The following is an 18,998-nucleotide window of genomic DNA, read 5'->3' as shown; positions in this document are numbered from 1 at the left end:
AGTAAATATTCTGAGATCGTCAATATCTATAAAAAAGTTCGATAACATCTCGACTATGTGGGGCACATAGAGTAAGGAGAGTTGAGATCTATGAATTAGTCAAATAAGATCTCTAAGAGCAGTTATAAGTAGGTGTTAAAAAGTAAAGAATTGAAACTAATGTGGTTAAAGTTGGAGAGCAAAAAACAGACGAAGAAAGCACGTCATATAATAGGTTTACAACGGTATTGCCTGATTAAGGAGTTAGAGAAATACCAAACGAACCGGTCGTGCTGATATAAAAACGTTACGTCAAGGATGGTTCAGGTTACAAACCATCCTTAAAGGTATGCACTCTCTAAGTCTCTTGATCAACCAGGCTTGTACTCAAGAGACAAGTATTTCACTACTCTTTTGTTTTGAGTCCTCAAAAGCCTCTTTATAATACGAGTCAACGCGGAATTTAGCTACTCGGTAGACATCTCAGGCGAATCAAATACAGTTATCTCCGGCAAGTCGCCTTCGAATTTCTCTATATTGACTAATGCACTATGAGCCGCAGTACTTTGTGATAATTTCGATGTACGTTTATCATGAGTGAGAACATTCGGATTACTATGCTTATCAAGGCTACCTTTTTCACTTGGATTCATCGGGTCATACCATGAACCCGTACACAAATAGATGGTTCTTTCTCGAATGTCTTCAGTAACAACAACGCCTGCTAGACAAGCCCCTCGGTCGTTAAAAACTTTTACGATATCTCCATCTTCAACTCCTCGATTCTTCGCATCTATCGGGTTGATCATCACTGGTTCACGCCCTTTAATCTTAGCATTTCGGCTGTAACGGCCTGAGTCTAGTTGGCTATGTAGTTTTGTTTTCGGCTGCCCTGAAATCATATGAAGCGGGAATATTTCCGCTTGTTTTGAATTCAACCACTCTGTCGGAGGTAGCCAGGTAAACTGTCCTGGGCAATCTTCGTATCCAAACGAGGCAATACGTTCGCTGTAGAGCTCGATCTTACCGCTTGGTGTAGTCAATGGATGCAAGGCAGGGTCTTGTCTAAATTCCGCAAGCAGCACGGTTTCCGGGCTCGGATCTGCGAACTCGATAATATCCCCATTCAAAAACGCATCAAAATCTGGAAGTTCAACACCTAAATTTTTCGACTCAGGAATCAGCTTTTGCCACATGCTCTCAAGCCATTGACGTGAGGTCTTGTTTTGAGTGAAGTCCTCTTCGATATCTAAACGCTTTGCGATTTCTGTGAAAATATCAAACTCATCACGAGCTTCACCTACAGGCTCAACTACTCTAGGCATAGGGATTAAGCTGTTGTCACGGGATCCAGCACCGATATCTTCTCGCTCTAATGTTGTCGTTACTGGCAATACGATGTCTGCAAACCTTGCTGTTGATGTCCAGTTGATTTCATTAACTATGATAGTTTCAGGTTGCTGAAATGCCTCAACTAAGCGGTTAATATCTTGATGATGGTGAAATGGATTACCACCGGCCCACCAAACCATACGGACATCCGGGTAAGTCAAATTCATACCGTTGTATTGGTACTCCTCCCCCGGATTGAGCAACATGTCGGAAATACACGCCACCGGAATGAATGTATCGACGTTGTTTTTGCGCTGTGGGAATGTAGGCCAACGAATAGGGCGATGCATTAGTCCAATCCCACCGTCAGACCCATACGCAATAGCGTAGCCACCACCAGGTAAGCCAATTTGGCCAAGCATAGAAGCTAAAGTGATCGTTCCCCAAAGCGTTTGTTCGCCATGCTCAGTTCTTTGAACCCCTGCGGCTGTACAGATAAAGGTACGAGACTTAGCCATTTGGCGAGCAAGTTGTTTAATACGTTCAGCCGGGATTTCCGATAAAGCACTGGCCCACTCTGCTGTTTTAGTTACGCCGTCTTTCTCACCAAGCAGGTACGCCTTAACTTCATCAAACCCAACGCTATATTTGTCGAGGAATTCATTGTCATGAAGATCTTCAACAAGCAAGGTGTGCGCAAGTCCCAGCATTATCGCTGAGTCAGAGCCAGGAACTGCAGCCAACCATTCAGCTTCAATTTCTGCCGGAGAGTCTGAGCGACACGGATTGATGTCAATAAACTCTACCCCCGCTTTGCGACATGCCAGTAGTTCGTCTTTCAACCGGTGACGAGCGCAACCACCAGGAGAAACTTGAGCGCTCTTAAGTGGTACACCACCAAACATAACAACCAACTCGCCCTCTTTGGCAATCGTTGACCAACGAGTAGCAGTAGATGTCAATTTATTAAAGTCACCGACAATATGTGGTAACAGGATAAGTGCAGTATTGTAGCTGTAGTTACCTTCACTGCTTACAAATCCACCAGCACAGGTTAAGAATCGCTTAAGCTGACTTTGAGCATGATGAAAACGACCAGCACTGCCCCAACCATAAGAACCGCCGAATATAGCTTTGTTGCCGTGTTCGTTACAGGTTGACTTAACAGCATTGCTGATAAGGTCAAATGCTGTTTCCCAAGAAACCTCAACAAAGGGTTCTTGACCCCTTGTGTTATTTTTATGTTGTGGTCCGTTCTCTAGATAGCTTTTACGAACAGCTGGTTTCTTTATTCTGGCTGACCCATAAAGAGAGCTGTGCATGTTGTCATTGATAGGAGAAGGATCCGTATCGATTGGGTGTGCACTGACGCGAACTAATTTACCGTCCTTGACCTCTGCAATCCCTGCTCCCCAGTGACTGGAGGTTGTGTACTTTTTCGTCATATTGTTACTTAGTTAAGTGATAAGAACATCGCATCACCGCTGTGTTGGCGATCAACGCTTGTCATAGGTGCCAAACAGTAGCCTTTGGCTGAAGTTTACCCCTGTGGAACCCGATTGTTCCAGATCTCATTCAGGATATTTAAGAATACGTTATTATCAATAAGCCCACGTTCTCGGTCAGGTGGATTTTGACCACATATAACTAATCTGACACCCAAAACTCACAAAGTCCGGTAAATGACCGTCATAGTGTTGTTCTTAGCTCAAACGAATTCGATGATTTTTGCCCTGTAAATCGCTTTGAAAGCGTCACAAACTTTCAAAGCGTATAGTATATATTGCGTCCAAGATGTCCGCTTAAAGCATTTTAGGCGGTCTGATGACTGTTTTTGATAGCAAAGTCGTTGATAAACTTTTGTCCAGAACCTTGCTGATTGAGGAGCTGGGACACTTTTGGACAGAAATAAGTTTCGGAACATTGAATATTAGAAAGTTATGAATAATTACAGGTATGGAAAGTCACTCAATTTAGTGTTCAGTTTTGTTGGCACAGAACAGTAATCTCCTAGGGTTATAACGCCTGTAATAAGGTGTGCCCCACCGTACTAGCAAAGCACACTGAACTCCGCACCAAAACCGGCGAGTGTAACGCATCACCTTGACTGCTTTGCTTACTGAATTATTTCGTAAGGCTCGTACCAAATATAAAAACCATGTCATCAAAACGAATTTCTACATAAAGTTCTACTGATATAAGAATGTAGATGAGTGTCGATTTCCAGTTTACTTTCATTAGGTTACTCCTTCTTACTAAGTAACCCAATAGTGCAGAACTCATGTGGCTTTTTGGTGGCTAGCCGAAATTATTTATGGCTGCCATTTTTTAAGTGATTTTAATGCAGCTGAAATATCTCTGTTTAGGTTTGATACCTTGTCTAGCTCCACACCATGCCTAGCTGCCAATTTACTGATATCTTGAGCAATTTGACTACAGTTGGCCGTTGTTCCTTTTTTATACTTTGGAGATTGTTCACTAAGTATTAACGCCATTAAACCCAAACTAGAGACTAAAGTATCTTCAGGTGTTCTCAATAGTCTTTTTTCTGGCTCTGTTATCTTTTGCTCAAGGACCTCCAAGTCCTTACGTAGTACAACTAACTCATTAAATTCCGGTAAATCATCCGTGGGATAAGCTCTTTCAGCGAGTCGATCAAATACGGCCTCACCATCAGTAGTAGGTAAAAAGTCAACAGGCTGAACATACCGTCCTTCTGAATCTAATAATAAGCACCCTTCGAGGTTAACTAACTCCGAATCTGTCCCTGTAATAAAGGACAATAAATGATCTTTAAAAATGCCAGTGTTCAACTGTATCTTGAGAGGGCCTTCAATGCGGAAAGGCTCTGATAATGAACCAATAGAAAGGCTAATGGCCTTTGGTCCACAAAGGTAATTAGTCATTAATTCATCAAGTGTGTAATCTAACTGTGACTTATGTGTCACATCTTGTGTTATATTTTCTAAAAACCATCCTCCAATAAGACTTGTATACATTGCGGCTTCTCGAGCCCAGCCATGTCGCACAAGCCAACAGATATCAAGTTCTCCATCAATGCATAGTTGAATGATATCTTTATCTGATACATCTTCTTCACAGATATAAGATAATCTTCTAGCAACATCATCGATGCTTAACCATTGCTTTAATTTGAAAATTTTCTTCATCTAAGCTTCTCTCAAGCGTTGAAAATTACTCATAAACGCTTAAATTTCATTTCTTCCTGCGCTCTTGAACACCTGACGTTGCAGGAGCTGAAAGAATGCATCAATTTCTTTCATAACCAATTTAGTTTCTCGGATCTGTTCTTCACTGAAATTTTCGTAAACACAGTATTTTCCCCTTTCGTAGGCAGTATTTCGTGATTTACAAGAATCTATAGTATCAGAGTAACTCTCCAATTTTCCGATCAGCTTTTGTAGTTTTTGACGCAAGGTTGGAGTTAATACAAATGCATAACTTTCATTCACACCACTTAGGTCACCGATATACTCACAGTGCTTACTTGCAAATGCTTCATGCAAGGGTGGCTGAGCAGGAATGTTTAATTGTGATTTCTGAGCCTTGATATTGATTACACCGACTTCTTTGAGTAGCTCAAGCTCGATTTCAAATAACTTGCTATTATTTTCTAGTTTTCTTTTGTGATCTTCTAATCTTCTTTGAAACCAGAATTTATATACCGCAAGAACAGCACCTCCCGATGTAAGAAGGCTGGTAGAGACTGTTGCCCAATCAATTCCTGACATCTGAACCTCATTGAATTTAACACTTTCTATACGGTTATAAGCCGATATCTATTCTGCTATGATGCCGTCTTTCACTCAGCAGTTCAATTGATAATCAATAGGTTAGCAAGGCGAAGTGAGGAATCAGATTTGTAAATGAAGCATAGTTTAGACTTATACGGATAGCAGGCCTCTTTCTGATAAGTTTATCCGGACTTTAAGTTATCTAAAGAACTAATGGTGATTCAAAGAGCCATTTCCTACTGCGTTCATGGTTAAGTCAATTACAGTAGAGCGAGGGCAAGCCCGCTCTACTGGCTCACTGTGTTGCTTATCGTCCAATTGTTAAACCATATTTTTTCTCGCGCTGCTCGAATGCATAACCACCACCTTCGAGAATCTCACACACACGAGTTCGAATACTATTGGAAGCACTTAAATGGCCATCTTCAACTGCCCCAGCTTGATAGCTAAGAACTTCATCCTCGTTATTGGCTATAATAACTTGCTCAGCATCGCTGTTTACAACCAAGTTTGCATTGTGGGTTACGATAACCACTTGGCGATATTTTTTGATTCTTCTGAATAGAGGAACTAGCTGCTTCATGATGAAGTCGTTATCTAGATCGTCTTCTGGCTGGTCAAATATGAATGGTGAACCAAAAGGATCAGTTGCTAGCTTGAGGCATACATAAAATGTACCTCTCTGGCCAACAGAGAGCTTATCAACAGTCTTGTTTTTATACTTAAACTCAGCATTCACATGAAGATAGGCCTGTACCGAGCTTGGTTTGTATAGATAGTCTAGTAGCTCAAATCTGCCTGACTGGTTGAAGTACTCTTGCCTCCAGCAGAAATCTTCAAGAGATATAGGAACAGCAACCTCTGGAATTGTAATGATTTTTTCATTCATTATTAGCTTGAAGAAATCATCAATATTGTGGACATTGAATGTCTGATTGAGCCGTATCAAAGATGTTAGGGTTGATGTCTCTCGGAACTTGCCTCTGTTGATGCAATTGAGGAGACCACCGTAAAACTTCTCTAGGTTGAATGACACAGTGCCATAGATATTGATGTCAGTTAGTATGTCTTGTACTAGCTGGTTTTGTTCATAATTCCATGATTTCTGCGGCATACCTAAGGTAGTAAATGCGTTGTCTATCTCATCTTTCTGTGTGTCGAGATAGTTTTTATATGCTTGTGCGAAAACCTTTCTGTCTTCTACAAGAGAGAAGTACTGAGCATTTTTTTCTTTTATCTCAGCCTGCTTGTTGTTAGCTAAATCAATTTGAGTTTGGCACTCATTTACTTTAGTTAATAGGGAAGCTATATCTTGGTTGATTCCCTGTTTTTTGAACTCTTCAATGATAGCGGTATTTTCCCCAGACAAAGTGCTTAGGTTTTTATTAGCTAGATCTATGTTAGTCTGAAGAGCTTGTACCGTTGGTGTATAGTCCAAGATAGGTACAGGGTTTGTGAGCTGTGGGTTAGTGTTAATCTGACCTATCGATATGTTTAGGGGATCGACAGCTTGCGTTATGCTTTTTACCGCCTGATTACATTGCACTATAAACTGATTTATTAGGTTTATGTTTTGAATGTTGAGCTGGTATCGTTCTATTAATCCTTTGTTTTGAGGACTTGTAAGAGTTTTTATCAGGTCTGTATTGTATTTGATAACGCCCTCTTGGTACTGCTCAGTATTTACAGTATTGCCATGGGAGTCTGTCGTGTTTCTATAGTCAATGAATGCTCTGTATTTGGCTAAGCAATCTTGTATAGATAAAGTTTTTGATTGGTCAAACATAGCATCACGAAGACCTAGCATACGCTTTATCTCATCGCTCAGCTCATCTGGCTTTTGACTAACATATTGTATGTCACCTTGGCTAACATGGAGGTATGAGTAAACATTTTCAGGTCGATCGAACTGTATGGTGGAGCCATCACCTTGGTTAAACGTGATCGACAAGCCATCTGCTTCTACATTTCTCAAACCAGCCGAGGCAGGGTTGTTTGGGAACTTAGATCGAATAGAGTCCAGTAGAATACTTTTCCCTGTACCCCGACCACCGATGATTGCTGCCATATTTGGATTGAGTGGCAGAGTTGTTTTTTTAAACTGTAAAGGTTGATCAGGGAAGAGTCTGCCATTAAGTGATATTGATTGGAAGTGAGGTTTGATAAAGCTTCTATCTACGAAGTCATCTACGATTTGAATGCGTTCTTCTGGCTCTATCAATACTTGTCTCAGCCCTTCAAAAGTTGGCTTTGCTTTTACCCAAGAGTATTGAGCCCCAATACCCTGCATTGAATGAGCGTCAGAGCATGAAAATACTGGTTTTGGTGGAAGATTTGCGTTTCTGTCAGATAAGAAGAACTTTCGATCCATTTCAGTCGATCCAAAAATCAAGTCTCCAAACTTATCTATTTCCTTTGCTATAGCTACTGAGCGTCCATCCTTTCTATCAGGTCTGAATCCCCCATACCCATTTGGACAAGCAACCATTAGATAGTCGATACCACGGCGCAAGTTTTGCGATAGGTGCACTTGTAGCACTTCATAATCAATAAAGACTTCCTCTACCTTTACCCCATTTCGCTTTAGGCTTTCTTGCTCACAGTAAATCGCATTTCCGGCGTCAGTCGTATTTTTTAGTCGGAGCTTAGACATAACACCGTTTATTTCAGCCGTAGATAGGTGCTCGGCAAAAACACAGTGAATGTTGATAAACTCATTGTCCTTGTTTGGCTGCGAGATTCGAAACTCTAAGTTTCCAAGAACTTTTATGTTGTAACCATTGCGGTTAATCGCTTCTCTAACCTGCTCAAGCTCATTGTCAGCAAAGAAAAAGTAATTGGTTATGCCGACGAAAGATAATCCTTGTTCGAACAACTGAGCGGAGTACTCATCCAGAGTTGCGCCACCGAATTGATTGTTTTGATGTGTTAGTGGGCTATGTATGTGTAAGTCCCATTTGTTCCATGTTGAGCCTATCATTGAGATCTACTTTTAGGTGTCTAGTAACATTGAAACTAATTGTATTTGCATCTCAATTTGCCAACAGTGATCTAAATGTCAGTTTCATTAATCCAGATGCATCAAAAATCACTCGTTAAGGGATGTTTATATCAATAAAGAGGGGATGATGGGCATGGCAAAAGTACGGTAGCTCCTAGAGTTAGTCTGAAAACCTAACAATTTATGATGCTCGCGTGACATGAAAAGCTCATTCGGTTATTGGGAGACTTATAAGACTTTCGGATAACCTTTTCTATGGCTAGAAGCGTTACTGAAAAGGACTGTTGAGTAAAAGCACTAAGATGATGTATGGAATCCACTCCCTCCTTTGCCAAGCTAGACTTAGGAGAATGAGATAAATACGAGGGTTCCAATATGTTGAGCAATAATATTATCGCTATCGACCTAGCTAAAAATGTTCTACAAGTCTGTCATATCAGTGTTCATGGTGAAATGCTTTCCAATAAACCTTTAAGCCGACAAAAAACGAAAGAGTTCCTAGCTAAAGCAAAGTCATCCATTGTTGCTATGGAAGGTTGCTGTGGTTGTCACTATTGGGGGCAATTAGCTGAACAATTTGGGCATGAAGTGAGGATCATTAACCCTAAGAAAGTAAAAGGATACCTAGAGGGTCATAAAACGGATCATAACGATGCTCTCGCGATCGCTAACGCCGCAATACAAATTGGCATTAAGTACAGCCGTCCAAAATCACTAGAACAACAATCTATGCATTCTTTAGAAACCAGCCGTAGATTCTTATCTCGCAGTGTGGTTTCCCTAGCGCTTCACATTCGAGGGACGATCTTGGGCTACGGTATAGCAAACTCTAGAGGTGAAAAAGGGTTAAAAGCTTCAGTTCAAACAGTGCTTGATGGAGAAACATCAATACCAACCAATGTCGTATCCGTTCTGTCTATGTTGTGGGAGCAATATAAAGAATTGAAAGCAAAACTCATTGCATTCGAAAAAGAGAAAAACGCTTTAACCCGTCAGATAGAACCTTGCCAACGATTAATGGAAATTGAAGGTGTTGGTGAAACAACTGCTGCAATGCTCTATACAACTCTTGGTGATGGAAAGCAGTTCAAGAATGGAAGACAAGCTTCAGCGTTTGTTGGTCTTACACCCAAACAACACAGTTCAGGAGGCAAGGTCTTTATGATTGGGATCGATAAGTGCGGTGGAGTGAAGGAGCTACGCTCCCTTCTCTATCTTGGTGCAATGTCTTACGTTGGACGACTCCCCGAAAAACCGAAGACTCAAAAGGATGCTTGGTTGAGGAGTATCATAGATCGTATCGGCTTCAAGAAGGCCTGCATTGCACTGGCTAACAAAGTGGTACGGACTGCGTGGGCAATGCTTCGGTATGAGACTGAATACAAACCAGTTTTACTCACCGATTAATCACTAATAAATTGTGATATTTTACAAAATGATGAAGCATAAAAGGTAAGACCAACCTACTGAAAACCTGACCTTTCCGTCATGCTTTCCAAGCTGCTAACTCGATGAGGACAGTAGGTGCGCAAAACATCAAAGGCTAGAGGGTAGCTCCTTCAATAAGAAGCCGAATATACGACCGCATCTTAACTTTTATTGCCAAAATCACTTTGTAAATACGTGGATTCCATATAAGGAAAGGGGCATTTCCGAGTTGCGATCTTGCTAATTTAGAAAAAGATAAATTGACAAAATATGGCAAACTCGCCCATGCGAGTGTACAGAATCACTGGAGCAGAACACATCTATATAGATATTGCCTTTCAAGAAACTGACATTGCCTTGCACAGTATTTAAGGCGTGATCAATTTTAAGCATTTGTGCCGTTGTACTTGAGCTTGTAAATGAACTTATGCCCCTTACTACCCGTAATAAGTAGCCTAGGGAGATCATAAATGAAACTTAATAGTACAACCCTCTATCAACGGGTCTCAAACGAAGAAGATGCTCGGGCATGCGCTGGGATACCTGACTCAGCTTGCAGTGAGGTTCCCGGTAATTTTTTTAAAATATTAATTGCTCAGCTAAGCACCAAGCTGGCAGATTCATTCACCAGCAGTAAAGCCGTGCTACCTTGGCTCCTGGCCTCCGCCGGAGCACCCGCTTTTTTCGCCGCACTGTTAGTTCCCATTCGCGAGTCTGGATCTCTGATTCCGCAACTATTATTGGGCGGAATCGTTCGTCAATTCCAGCTCCGAAAACAATTTTATGTCATCGGATCATTGTTACAGGGAGCTGCTGTTGCTTTAATGGCTATCTCTGCGCTCCAGCTCAACGGCGCTAGGCTTGGCTGGACGGTTATAGTATTACTGATTACTTTCTCGCTTAGCCGCGGACTCTGCTCTATTGCCAACAAAGATGTACAAGGAAAAACGATTCCTAAAGCTCGACGAGGCCGATTGGGCGGTCTAAGCGCTAGCCTATCGGGCATCATTACCCTACTGGTCACTGGCAGCATGCTAGCTTTTCAGTATGATTCAATTAATTTTGTGGCCACAATGCTGGTGATTGCCAGCCTATTCTGGGTGTTTGCCGCCGTCAGTTTTGGGTTGATTGTTGAGTATGAAGGCGCAACAGAAGGGGCAGGCAACGGATTTAAAGTCGCATTAAAGAACCTTAACCTTTTACGTAGCGATAACCAATTTCAACGCTTTGTGATGGTACGAGCACTGCTAATGAGTTCTAGTCTAGCGGCTCCATTTATTGTTTTACTGGCAACCCCCCACACTGACCTTGGTGGCGTTCTGCTGTTTGTGATCTTAACTGGAATGGCCAACTTGATTAGTGGTTGGTTTTGGGGATTGTTGGCGGATCGCAGCAGTCGCTATGTGATCTTGTTAACGGCGGCACTCTCCATTTGTATTTTTCTGTGCACGGCTATATTCCAGGTGACAATCGAATCGGCTTTGTCTTCGATGACTGTCTTAATTGTTTACCTTCTTATTTATTTTTTGCTCGCAATTACACACCAAGGAGTCCGTTTAGGGCGGAAGACTTATCTTATCGATATGGCAGACGGCAACCAAAGAACCGACTATGTGTCAGTGAGTAATACGGTCATTGGTCTTCTTTTATTGGTATACGGAGCAATCAGCGCGATCATTGCACAGTGGAATCTAACGGCGGTAATCATCTTATTTTCAGTAAGTAGCTGCGCAGCCTTAATCATTGCATTGAAACTCAAAGAGGTTTAATCAAGCTTTGGCTAACAAAGAATAGGGCATTTCGTGTACCATACACGCCCCGCTAACACACTTCTGGAAACCAACGTTTGAGATAGTCCTGAACTTTACTAAAGGTGACTGCCAAACTTCATATTGACCAAAAGCACTGAGATGAGGTCATCATGAGAAAGTTATCTTCTGTAAAATGCAGAGGCATCAAAAGACCATTTAAGCTTAAAGAGATCTGGCGGATCAGAACTAGGCTGGAGATTGAAAAATCTTATGCAAATCGCATTACTGAACCTAGCTATAAATAGTAAGTTAAGAGCGAGTGATTTGCTAAAGCTACACGTTTACGATGTTCCATCGCAGGGAGCTATCTATGAAAGGGTTTTAGTGCATCCAGCAAAAAACTGGTACCGATGTCCACTATGAGATTACTCCGAAAACACAACAAAGCATTAACCGATGGATTTTTGCAGCATCACTAGAGGCAAGCAGCCTTCTATCTATTCCCGAGTAGCCTACGCCCTGGGCAACCTATCAGCTACTCATTCTATCGCTCAATTATTCGAGATTGGGCTGCAAAACTGAGATTGAATGCTGACTATTATGGCTCTCATTTCATGCGCCGTACCAAAGCTACTCTAATGTATGCCCGAACGAAAAATATCAGAGCCGTACAGATCTTGCTTGGGCACTCGAAACTAGATAACACAATTCGATACCTTGAATTCGAGCTAGAAGACGCTCTTAGAGCGTCTGAGAAAGCAGACTGTTGACAAACAGGATCTGCAACAGGCTTTTTGTACTAGAAATTCGGTTCGCAGGGTGCGATTCGCAACCTGCGAAACGAGCTAATTTTGCTCCAAGACGTGTTTAGAACGCACAAAACTAACATGATATTTATTTGAATAATGTTCTACATTACGGTTAGTAGTCCATCATGCTATAAACTATCTAATGTCATTTTTGAATCGAGAAACGACTTATGAGGAAGAAAAAGCTATCAGAAAAAGAACTGCTTGAGGGTATTACACCTAATACTGCCCACGCTGATGGGCTTGCTACAGTTTCATTAAATGAAGTGGGACTAGAACCCTCAGAAAGCGACTATAAAGCCGTTTTGAAAAGAATTGAGTCCTTGTTTGATGTGGCTGAACCAGGCACACCCGAAGGTGATGAGCTTGAAAAGCTAGTAACTTGGGCTGAAGGGTATGAAGAAGATCACTTCCCATTTTAAACCAAATATGAGAGGGAGAGTACCTTAGGCTTATCGTATGTCCTCGGTGGGCTGCTTTCCAATTACGCTAGATTCAAATTGATACCATTACTTCTGTCCAGACAGTAAATAGCTACTCAAAGAATAAAGCAGGGATAACCGAGGCTCTCGCTATTAGCGTAAAGCTAAGAACCGAATGCAGCAAGCTTACTTCCTCAAAGAAACAAGCTAACGCAGTTCATAGCTATCACGCCTCTGACCAAAGAGGTCAATTCAAATAGTCACTCGACTAAAAGGTTTAATTATCCTGGTCGAACACAGCACTCTATTAATTTATCCTTTTGGTCGAAGTTAGGATTTGAGTATAATCTCGACCAGAAAAGTGAATGTTCTTTCTTTTTAGACTAAAAAGTTTAAAAGAATTGGTCGAGAAATTGCCGGCCTTGTCGCGTCTCATAAAAATGCAAGTATTGTTAGAGTGGCTTCAGTTATTGCTCCTGAAACATTCAATATCGATAAGCATTGATACACCTTCATTAAAACTCCCCCTCAATACAGAAGTGAAGTTTTTTAAGATTTTCTATGTGGGCCTATTGGTACTCACTACTTCCTGGGGAAACGTCTCCAAGCTCTCGCTACTAATTTACTTATATAACCCCACTACAGAGTGGGCTACTAAGTAAAAAAGATGATCAACGGGAAAGTGAATGGATTCTCTGAAGATATGCATGTCCCTCGTAAGTCTATGAAATGAAGGGGACTGATAGAAACATACTCAAGTGTCCAAAATATTCGCAAAAGCATTTGAAAGCTTCTGAGGCCTATCTCTGACACCAAAATTTTAAGGTTTTAAGGGGGAATTAAAAAATGAGATACAACTTGGACCACTCATTTCTCGGCAAGGTCCTTTTGCGTAGATTTAAGCTAATTAATGCCTAGCTAGCTCATTAACTATAGCCCGACTTGTCTTTTATGAAATGCAGTATTTTTTATTTATTTAAAAGTTTGCGTGAGGTGGTACTTTGTACGTTACAAGGTTGATTTTTTAGGTATCGTAAAATAGTGCTTATTATCCAGTAAACCTGTAGCGACATGTCGGAGTAAGTTAAACAATGATACGTAGTTTAATTTAGAGGAAGTGCCTTAACGGTACTGGGACTGTGTTTTTCTTAAAATCATAGAAAATTCGCATATTTATTCATGGTCTGTGTTATTCCTTACAGCTTATACCGGAGATAGTAATCGTAGGTCTTTCCCCTTTATTTGCTTCCTTGTAAGTGAGTTTACATATAGTCGTATTCGATTTTATCTCTTCAACGTTCATATCATTGGTTTGATTGAAAAAAGTAAAAATAACAGGGTTTGAGCCAGACAGCATCCAGTCGGAACTTTCATCAATATTAATAACTCGCTTTAAATTTCTTTGAGTATCTTTTGGATATCCCCAATGAACTTCTACGCCAGAAGCAAGCTCAGCTTCTTCTTCATTTTCCAGTTGCTCAATAAGTAATATTATTCGCAGTTTCTAAATTCGACTCTAACCCTTTCATCGCAGAAAGGCGGGAATCATTCTGAATATTTAGAAACCGAGGAGCAACCGTTACAGCAAGAATGCCGATCACAACGATGACTATAACTAACTCAATAAGAGTGAATCCGATTAGTTTTTTCAAAATACATCACCCTGAATGCTTTATAAGCAACCACCAAATCAAAAATGCTATCCGCAGCTAGTATTGGTGGTACCCCTTATTCCGAGCTAGAGAAAATGGAACTGGTTAAGCTTAAAGTGGGTTTACTCGCTACCAACGATACAACAGTGCGGACCAGGCAACTACTACATTGTGCGTATTTCAGTGATTGCGATCTGTAGTTGTTGATCTATCAATCTACTTGTACACTAAAACGATACACGAAGCTTTCATGAGTTGAAACTAGAGTATTGAATTCTTGGGGCCGCTGATATAGTGCTGAACCTGTGTATGAATAGTGCTGTTGGGTATTAAACATAACCTCTCCTTTAACGACGATCCAAAGGCTCGGAAACTCCTGATTCGGAATAGTTAGCAATTCCTCAGCTATGAGTTTAAAACTGGTGACTTTTAAAAAACAACCTTCTACTCGATAATCAGCTGTCCTTTCGTCCGTCATTTCAGGAACAAGGGGAAATGATATACCTTTACTTACGTCGACCTGCTTCAAAAACTCCACCGGCCAATGTGAACTTTGAGAGGTAGGGGTTATAGTGTTGCTTAATGGTGAAGAAAACTCAAAATAGAACCCATTAAGAACAGTAAAAGCACAACCAGATTCAATATAAACAACGTCTCTCGGCTTTACTCTCTGTACTTTCATAAACAGCATTAAAAAAATATCAGATCTTAATTTCTCTCCAATAGCCAAACGATATTTAACGCTTTCTAAAAACCAATACAGATTGTCTTGAGTTGAAATTTCGCTATTTTCAAACCGAGACCTGTAAGCCTCGTAAACCCTTTTAATCAGATAGGTGGCAAATGACTCGTCAATTTTTAAGATAAATGACAGCCCACCCTTTAATCCAAATTTTTTAAAAACATCTCGAATTTCTGAAAACATATCAGAGCAGCTTAACTTTTCGAGAATCGCTTTTTTAGATAAAAAACCGGATAGCAACACCACTTCTGAGACGGCTATAATAACGTTTTTTTGACCTGCAGCATCCAAGTGATTTTTTTCTTTCCCGCTACGTAATGTTCGTGTTTGGCTATTGCGGTCAACCTCTATATCGAGAGGCCCGGGATATAAACATACAGGCCGAGGTATATTTACATCAACAAGCTTTATTGAGAATGGTAGATTACACCCAAATGCCTCTACCCCAGGAACACCTAGACGAATCTCGGGGGCCGCTTTAAGCCAATCACAAAAATTAGAACTGTCAATCAATCTAACAGTATCAGAGGGAGTACCAGTGAACAGGTACTCTGAGCACTTAATATTGGAATGATTTTGGGAAGTCATTAGAGGTATATGATGAAGACCTCCCCAGCTTGCATGCTTCACCACTCCTTTAATTTCTAGCATTGTTATCTATTCTTGATGGTTCACAGTTCGTTCGAAACCAAGCAACTTCCTCTTGTTGCTTCGCAGTCAGCGAAACTAAGTGTTGGCTGTTTTGGCTTACTTTCTCGAGATTACTAACGCTTTCTTCTATCTCACTCAATATCGTACTAACTGCCGTAGATATTTGGCTGCAAGACACAGATTGCTCTTGAGCCGAAGTGAAAACAACGCAACTTTCATCCGCCAAACCACTCATATTAAGTTCAATTTGATTCATTGCAATCTTAGTTTCATCGATGAAAACTAGGTTTGTTGTCATTTGTTTCTCACACATTGACATGCTATCTACCGCCTCTTTTGTCGCACATTGCAAATTTTCTATCATTGTTTGAATCTGTTGAGTAGAGTCAGTGGTTCGATGGGCTAAGTTTCGTACTTCATCAGATACAACAGCAAAGCCTCGACCGTATTCACCAGCCCTAGCAGATTCGATGGCAGCATTTAAAGCGAGCAAATTGGTTTGATTCGCAATTTCATCTATAACACTGATAATTTTGTTTATTTCTTCTGATCTTTCAGCAACACGTGTGATGTTTTCGGTACTATCGGTGATCAACGTTCTAAGCGTGTTATTTCCTTCAACATTATTACCAACGACGTTGAAAGTTTCACCGACAATTCTTCTCACCTCTTCGGTATGGGCCGAAGACTGCTCTACAGACAAAGTTGTCTTACGCGTAATATTGTCCAACTCCTCTACTGCTGTCGAAATTTGAGCCATCATTGACTTTTGCTCGATACCACTCGTTGCCACGATATGGACAGCTTGTGAGTTCTCTTGGCTTTGAGATTTAATGTCTAAACTCGCGGTCTTGACGTTGTTTATTAACGATTCATTCGCTCGAATAACATCCTCAATTCTTTCTGTTAAGATTTGAAACTCAGATGACCACCCTGTAGTTTTTACTGATTGGCTGTAGTTGCCATGAACCATTTCTTCTAAAATGCCAAGAACATATTGAATAGGACTAGTGATACGTTTAACTAAAAAATAAGCGACGAAACATACACCTAAACAGCACATAAATACGGCTATATTTTGTGTAATAACAATAGTATCTAATGTTGAAACGATGCGGTCACGTGTTAGTTCGCTGGTTTCTTTAACAGAGTTATTGAGTGCGTTGAGAACGCCTAAAACTCGTTTGGATAAGAGTTCGTAAGACTGTTTCTTGATATCCAAACTCTCAACTAATCTTATAATTTCAAGCTGTGTAGAAGATAAGCTCTGTTTGGAATACAGTATTTTTACAATTTTTTCATTAAATGGGGCAAAATCCCTCTCAGTCGCTAACAAGGGAATTTCACTAGCTAAGTACGATAAGTCATCATTGACCTCTTCTCCCAGCATCTCAATTTGTTTAGCTATACCCTCTGCTTTTTTATAACCATTCTCAAATAAAATTCGATTACTCAGTGCGATTAGTGTTGAGCGTTTTTCAATAACACTTTCAATATCTTGAATTAAGTAGTCGTCGTTTTGTACATACCTAACAGCCTTCTTCAGAAGAAAGTCTGAAGCTGATGTCAGGCTCTCAAGCTCATTCCTTTGGGCATAGATGTGATCTTGTTTTATAATTAACTGGCGATAGATTGACTCCATTTCCAATAGTAAATCACCTAATTCATGCAGAACTTCCTGATCCAAACCTTTTACATCGAGTAGTTGTAATTGGTTACTCGACCCACTTACTACGTTACGAAACTCTTTATATTCTCTGTCAGCTTTTACAGAAAGATCGTTAAATTGCTCTATTAGCTCACTACTCCCTAGTTGAGCGACTAACGTATCGAACTGAGTAAATCTTTGTCTTAGGTCAGAAGCAATATCAGCGATATGCTGTGACTCCTCAATAGCCTTAGTTATTTCTTGTTTAGAAAATGTAGCTTTTTGGTGGACAATCACGTTCGCAAGCCCAAAACCTATAAGGACAGCAACAAACGCTAATACTATTTGGGTAACAACTTTCATGAACACCTCGAACACCTTGGCGTTAGCTTGAGATAGCGAAATAAATGTCGCTAAAGTAAAGAAAGTGACAAAAAAAGTGAGAGCTATACAACTCTCACTTTTCAAGTTGATGGCGAGTTGTAGTTAGAACCAAACTTCCGCTTGAACACCAAAGTTTAGAGTGTCAGTTTGACCATCTCGCGTATAACCAGAATCTACTTTACTAGAAGCTTCATCATCCCATTGAGCATAAGTAACAAACGCACGAATTTGAGGACGAGCCCAGAAACCACTTTCTAGCATTAATGTTGGAGCTACTGTTACTTTATATAAACCGCCGTCAGCACCATCTACTTTATCTTCACTGACGTTCTCGTAACCGATTTCGTACTGCATCGCAAAATTTTTGGTAATTTGATTATGTGGACGCACACCTATTGCAAATACGTCACGATCGTAGCCTTTTGTTGCAGCGTTTGACCAGTCACTCCATGGAGCATAGTCACTATCCGTTTGATAGAATGCGAATGTTGACAGTTCCCAAGATTCACTCAGGTTCACCACACCATCAAAAACTACGCGTGATGATTTGGTATCTTCCGAGTTAGCAAAACCCCAACCGTTTTTCCCTAAAGAATCCCCTGCAGCTAACCCTTCACCATACTGAAGTGTCATACGAGAGAAACCATTTGCTAAATTGTAAAAGCCATCAAAGTTATATAACGCTGTAACACCTACACCATTAGTAGCAGCGCCTTTATGCCAAGAGTGCTCTTCCATCGTATGAGCAACCAACTGAACATCAAGTTGCGACCCTGCGATTTGCTTAAACCAAACATTAAGAGAGAAATCATCTGAGTAACCTTGAACAGTACCATCTACTGGCTCTTCACCATTTCGATCGCTTGGCAGAAATGCATATACGCCAATGTCCATCTTAGCGAAACCAAGATCAATCTTATCGATACCACCACCAGTACCATTGTATTGTATGTATTCCCAGTCAAACTGATGAGATGATGTGTTTGAAGAACTGTAACGCTTACCTGCCCAGAAAACGGATTCTGGCGCAAAATCAAAGCCGCCCATTTCCACAAAGCCTTCACGGAACTGGATATCATGCCCATCGCCATCCACACAATTCCAATCAGAAGTACAGTTCGTCTCATGCGTAAGGTTAACTCGCGCTTTTGCCCAAGTACCATCATCGGTAGTCATTTTCAAAGTTGGCAAAAGTTCGATTTTAGTATTCTGCTCATTACCTAAGCGCCATTTACCATAGTCTGTTAACAATCCTACAGAGTTGGCGCGAGTACCATCAGCGTTTGCCAATAGACCTGCTTTAATATAACCATGCATTTCAGCAGTGGTTTCAAGAGCTAAAGCAGGAACGGAACACACTGCAAGTCCTAACGCGATGCTTTTAGTAAGAGTATTTAATTTCATAATATTTTCTTCTTATCGTTACAGTAAGGTATGTATTGCC

General features: G+C 40.7%; 10 protein-coding genes and 2 pseudogenes. 4 read left to right on the top strand and 8 right to left on the bottom strand.

Annotated elements, in window-relative coordinates; translation table 11 throughout:
- Nucleotides 1–446 precede the first annotated feature (446 nt).
- From AB4138_RS07790 to AB4138_RS07775, 4 genes are all read right to left on the bottom strand, one after another.
- Nucleotides 447–2,756 (bottom strand): molybdopterin-dependent oxidoreductase, encoded by a 2,310-nt coding sequence (locus AB4138_RS07790; protein ID WP_102370553.1) that lies wholly within the window; start codon nucleotides 2,754–2,756, stop codon nucleotides 447–449.
- A gap of 867 nt (nucleotides 2,757–3,623) precedes the next feature.
- Nucleotides 3,624–4,481 (bottom strand): hypothetical protein, encoded by an 858-nt coding sequence (locus AB4138_RS07785; RefSeq protein WP_372305524.1) that lies wholly within the window; start codon nucleotides 4,479–4,481, stop codon nucleotides 3,624–3,626.
- 39 nt (nucleotides 4,482–4,520) lie between these two features.
- A complete protein-coding gene (locus AB4138_RS07780) occupies nucleotides 4,521–5,063 on the bottom strand; it encodes a hypothetical protein (protein WP_102397177.1) in 543 nt (180 codons plus the stop codon).
- Nucleotides 5,064–5,373: 310 nt separating this feature from the next.
- Entirely contained in the window at nucleotides 5,374–8,046 is a 2,673-nt protein-coding gene (locus tag AB4138_RS07775; RefSeq protein WP_102397178.1) for a TrlF family AAA-like ATPase, read from the bottom strand.
- A gap of 396 nt (nucleotides 8,047–8,442) precedes the next feature.
- Here AB4138_RS07775 and AB4138_RS07770 point away from each other — a divergent pair, with 396 nt between their 5' ends.
- From AB4138_RS07770 to AB4138_RS07755, 4 genes and pseudogenes are all read left to right on the top strand, one after another.
- Entirely contained in the window at nucleotides 8,443–9,474 is a 1,032-nt protein-coding gene (locus tag AB4138_RS07770; RefSeq protein ID WP_010429930.1) for an IS110 family transposase, read from the top strand.
- Nucleotides 9,475–9,965: 491 nt separating this feature from the next.
- Entirely contained in the window at nucleotides 9,966–11,264 is a 1,299-nt protein-coding gene (locus tag AB4138_RS07765) for an MFS transporter (protein ID WP_372305521.1), read from the top strand.
- Between the two features lie 152 nt (nucleotides 11,265–11,416).
- Nucleotides 11,417–12,016 (top strand): annotated as a pseudogene (locus tag AB4138_RS07760) (tyrosine-type recombinase/integrase).
- A gap of 209 nt (nucleotides 12,017–12,225) precedes the next feature.
- A complete protein-coding gene (locus AB4138_RS07755; protein WP_050612985.1) occupies nucleotides 12,226–12,477 on the top strand; it encodes a hypothetical protein in 252 nt (83 codons plus the stop codon).
- Nucleotides 12,478–13,666: 1,189 nt separating this feature from the next.
- On the opposite strand, the pseudogene AB4138_RS07750 reads toward AB4138_RS07755, so the two are convergent.
- The 4 genes and pseudogenes from AB4138_RS07750 to AB4138_RS07735 form a co-directional block, all read right to left on the bottom strand.
- A pseudogene (locus tag AB4138_RS07750) lies at nucleotides 13,667–14,129 on the bottom strand (prepilin-type N-terminal cleavage/methylation domain-containing protein).
- Nucleotides 14,130–14,340: 211 nt separating this feature from the next.
- Complete coding sequence (locus AB4138_RS07745; RefSeq protein ID WP_102370481.1) at nucleotides 14,341–15,522, bottom strand: hypothetical protein; 1,182 nt, start codon at nucleotides 15,520–15,522, stop codon at nucleotides 14,341–14,343.
- The gene (locus AB4138_RS07740) at nucleotides 15,509–17,533 is read right to left on the bottom strand and encodes a methyl-accepting chemotaxis protein (protein WP_102370482.1); all 2,025 of its coding nucleotides are present in this window, start codon (nucleotides 17,531–17,533) and stop codon (nucleotides 15,509–15,511) included. Before AB4138_RS07740 ends, AB4138_RS07745 begins: the two co-directional genes overlap by 14 nt.
- Before the next feature lie 123 nt (nucleotides 17,534–17,656).
- Nucleotides 17,657–18,958: a carbohydrate porin gene (locus tag AB4138_RS07735; RefSeq protein ID WP_050612989.1), complete on the bottom strand. Its 1,302-nt coding sequence runs from the start codon at nucleotides 18,956–18,958 to the stop codon at nucleotides 17,657–17,659.
- Nucleotides 18,959–18,998: the final 40 nt, after the last annotated feature.

Source organism: Vibrio sp. 10N.286.52.C3, assembly GCF_041468865.1.
Classification (GTDB): domain Bacteria; phylum Pseudomonadota; class Gammaproteobacteria; order Enterobacterales; family Vibrionaceae; genus Vibrio; species Vibrio crassostreae_C.
This window is presented reverse-complemented; position numbering and strand designations above follow the sequence as displayed.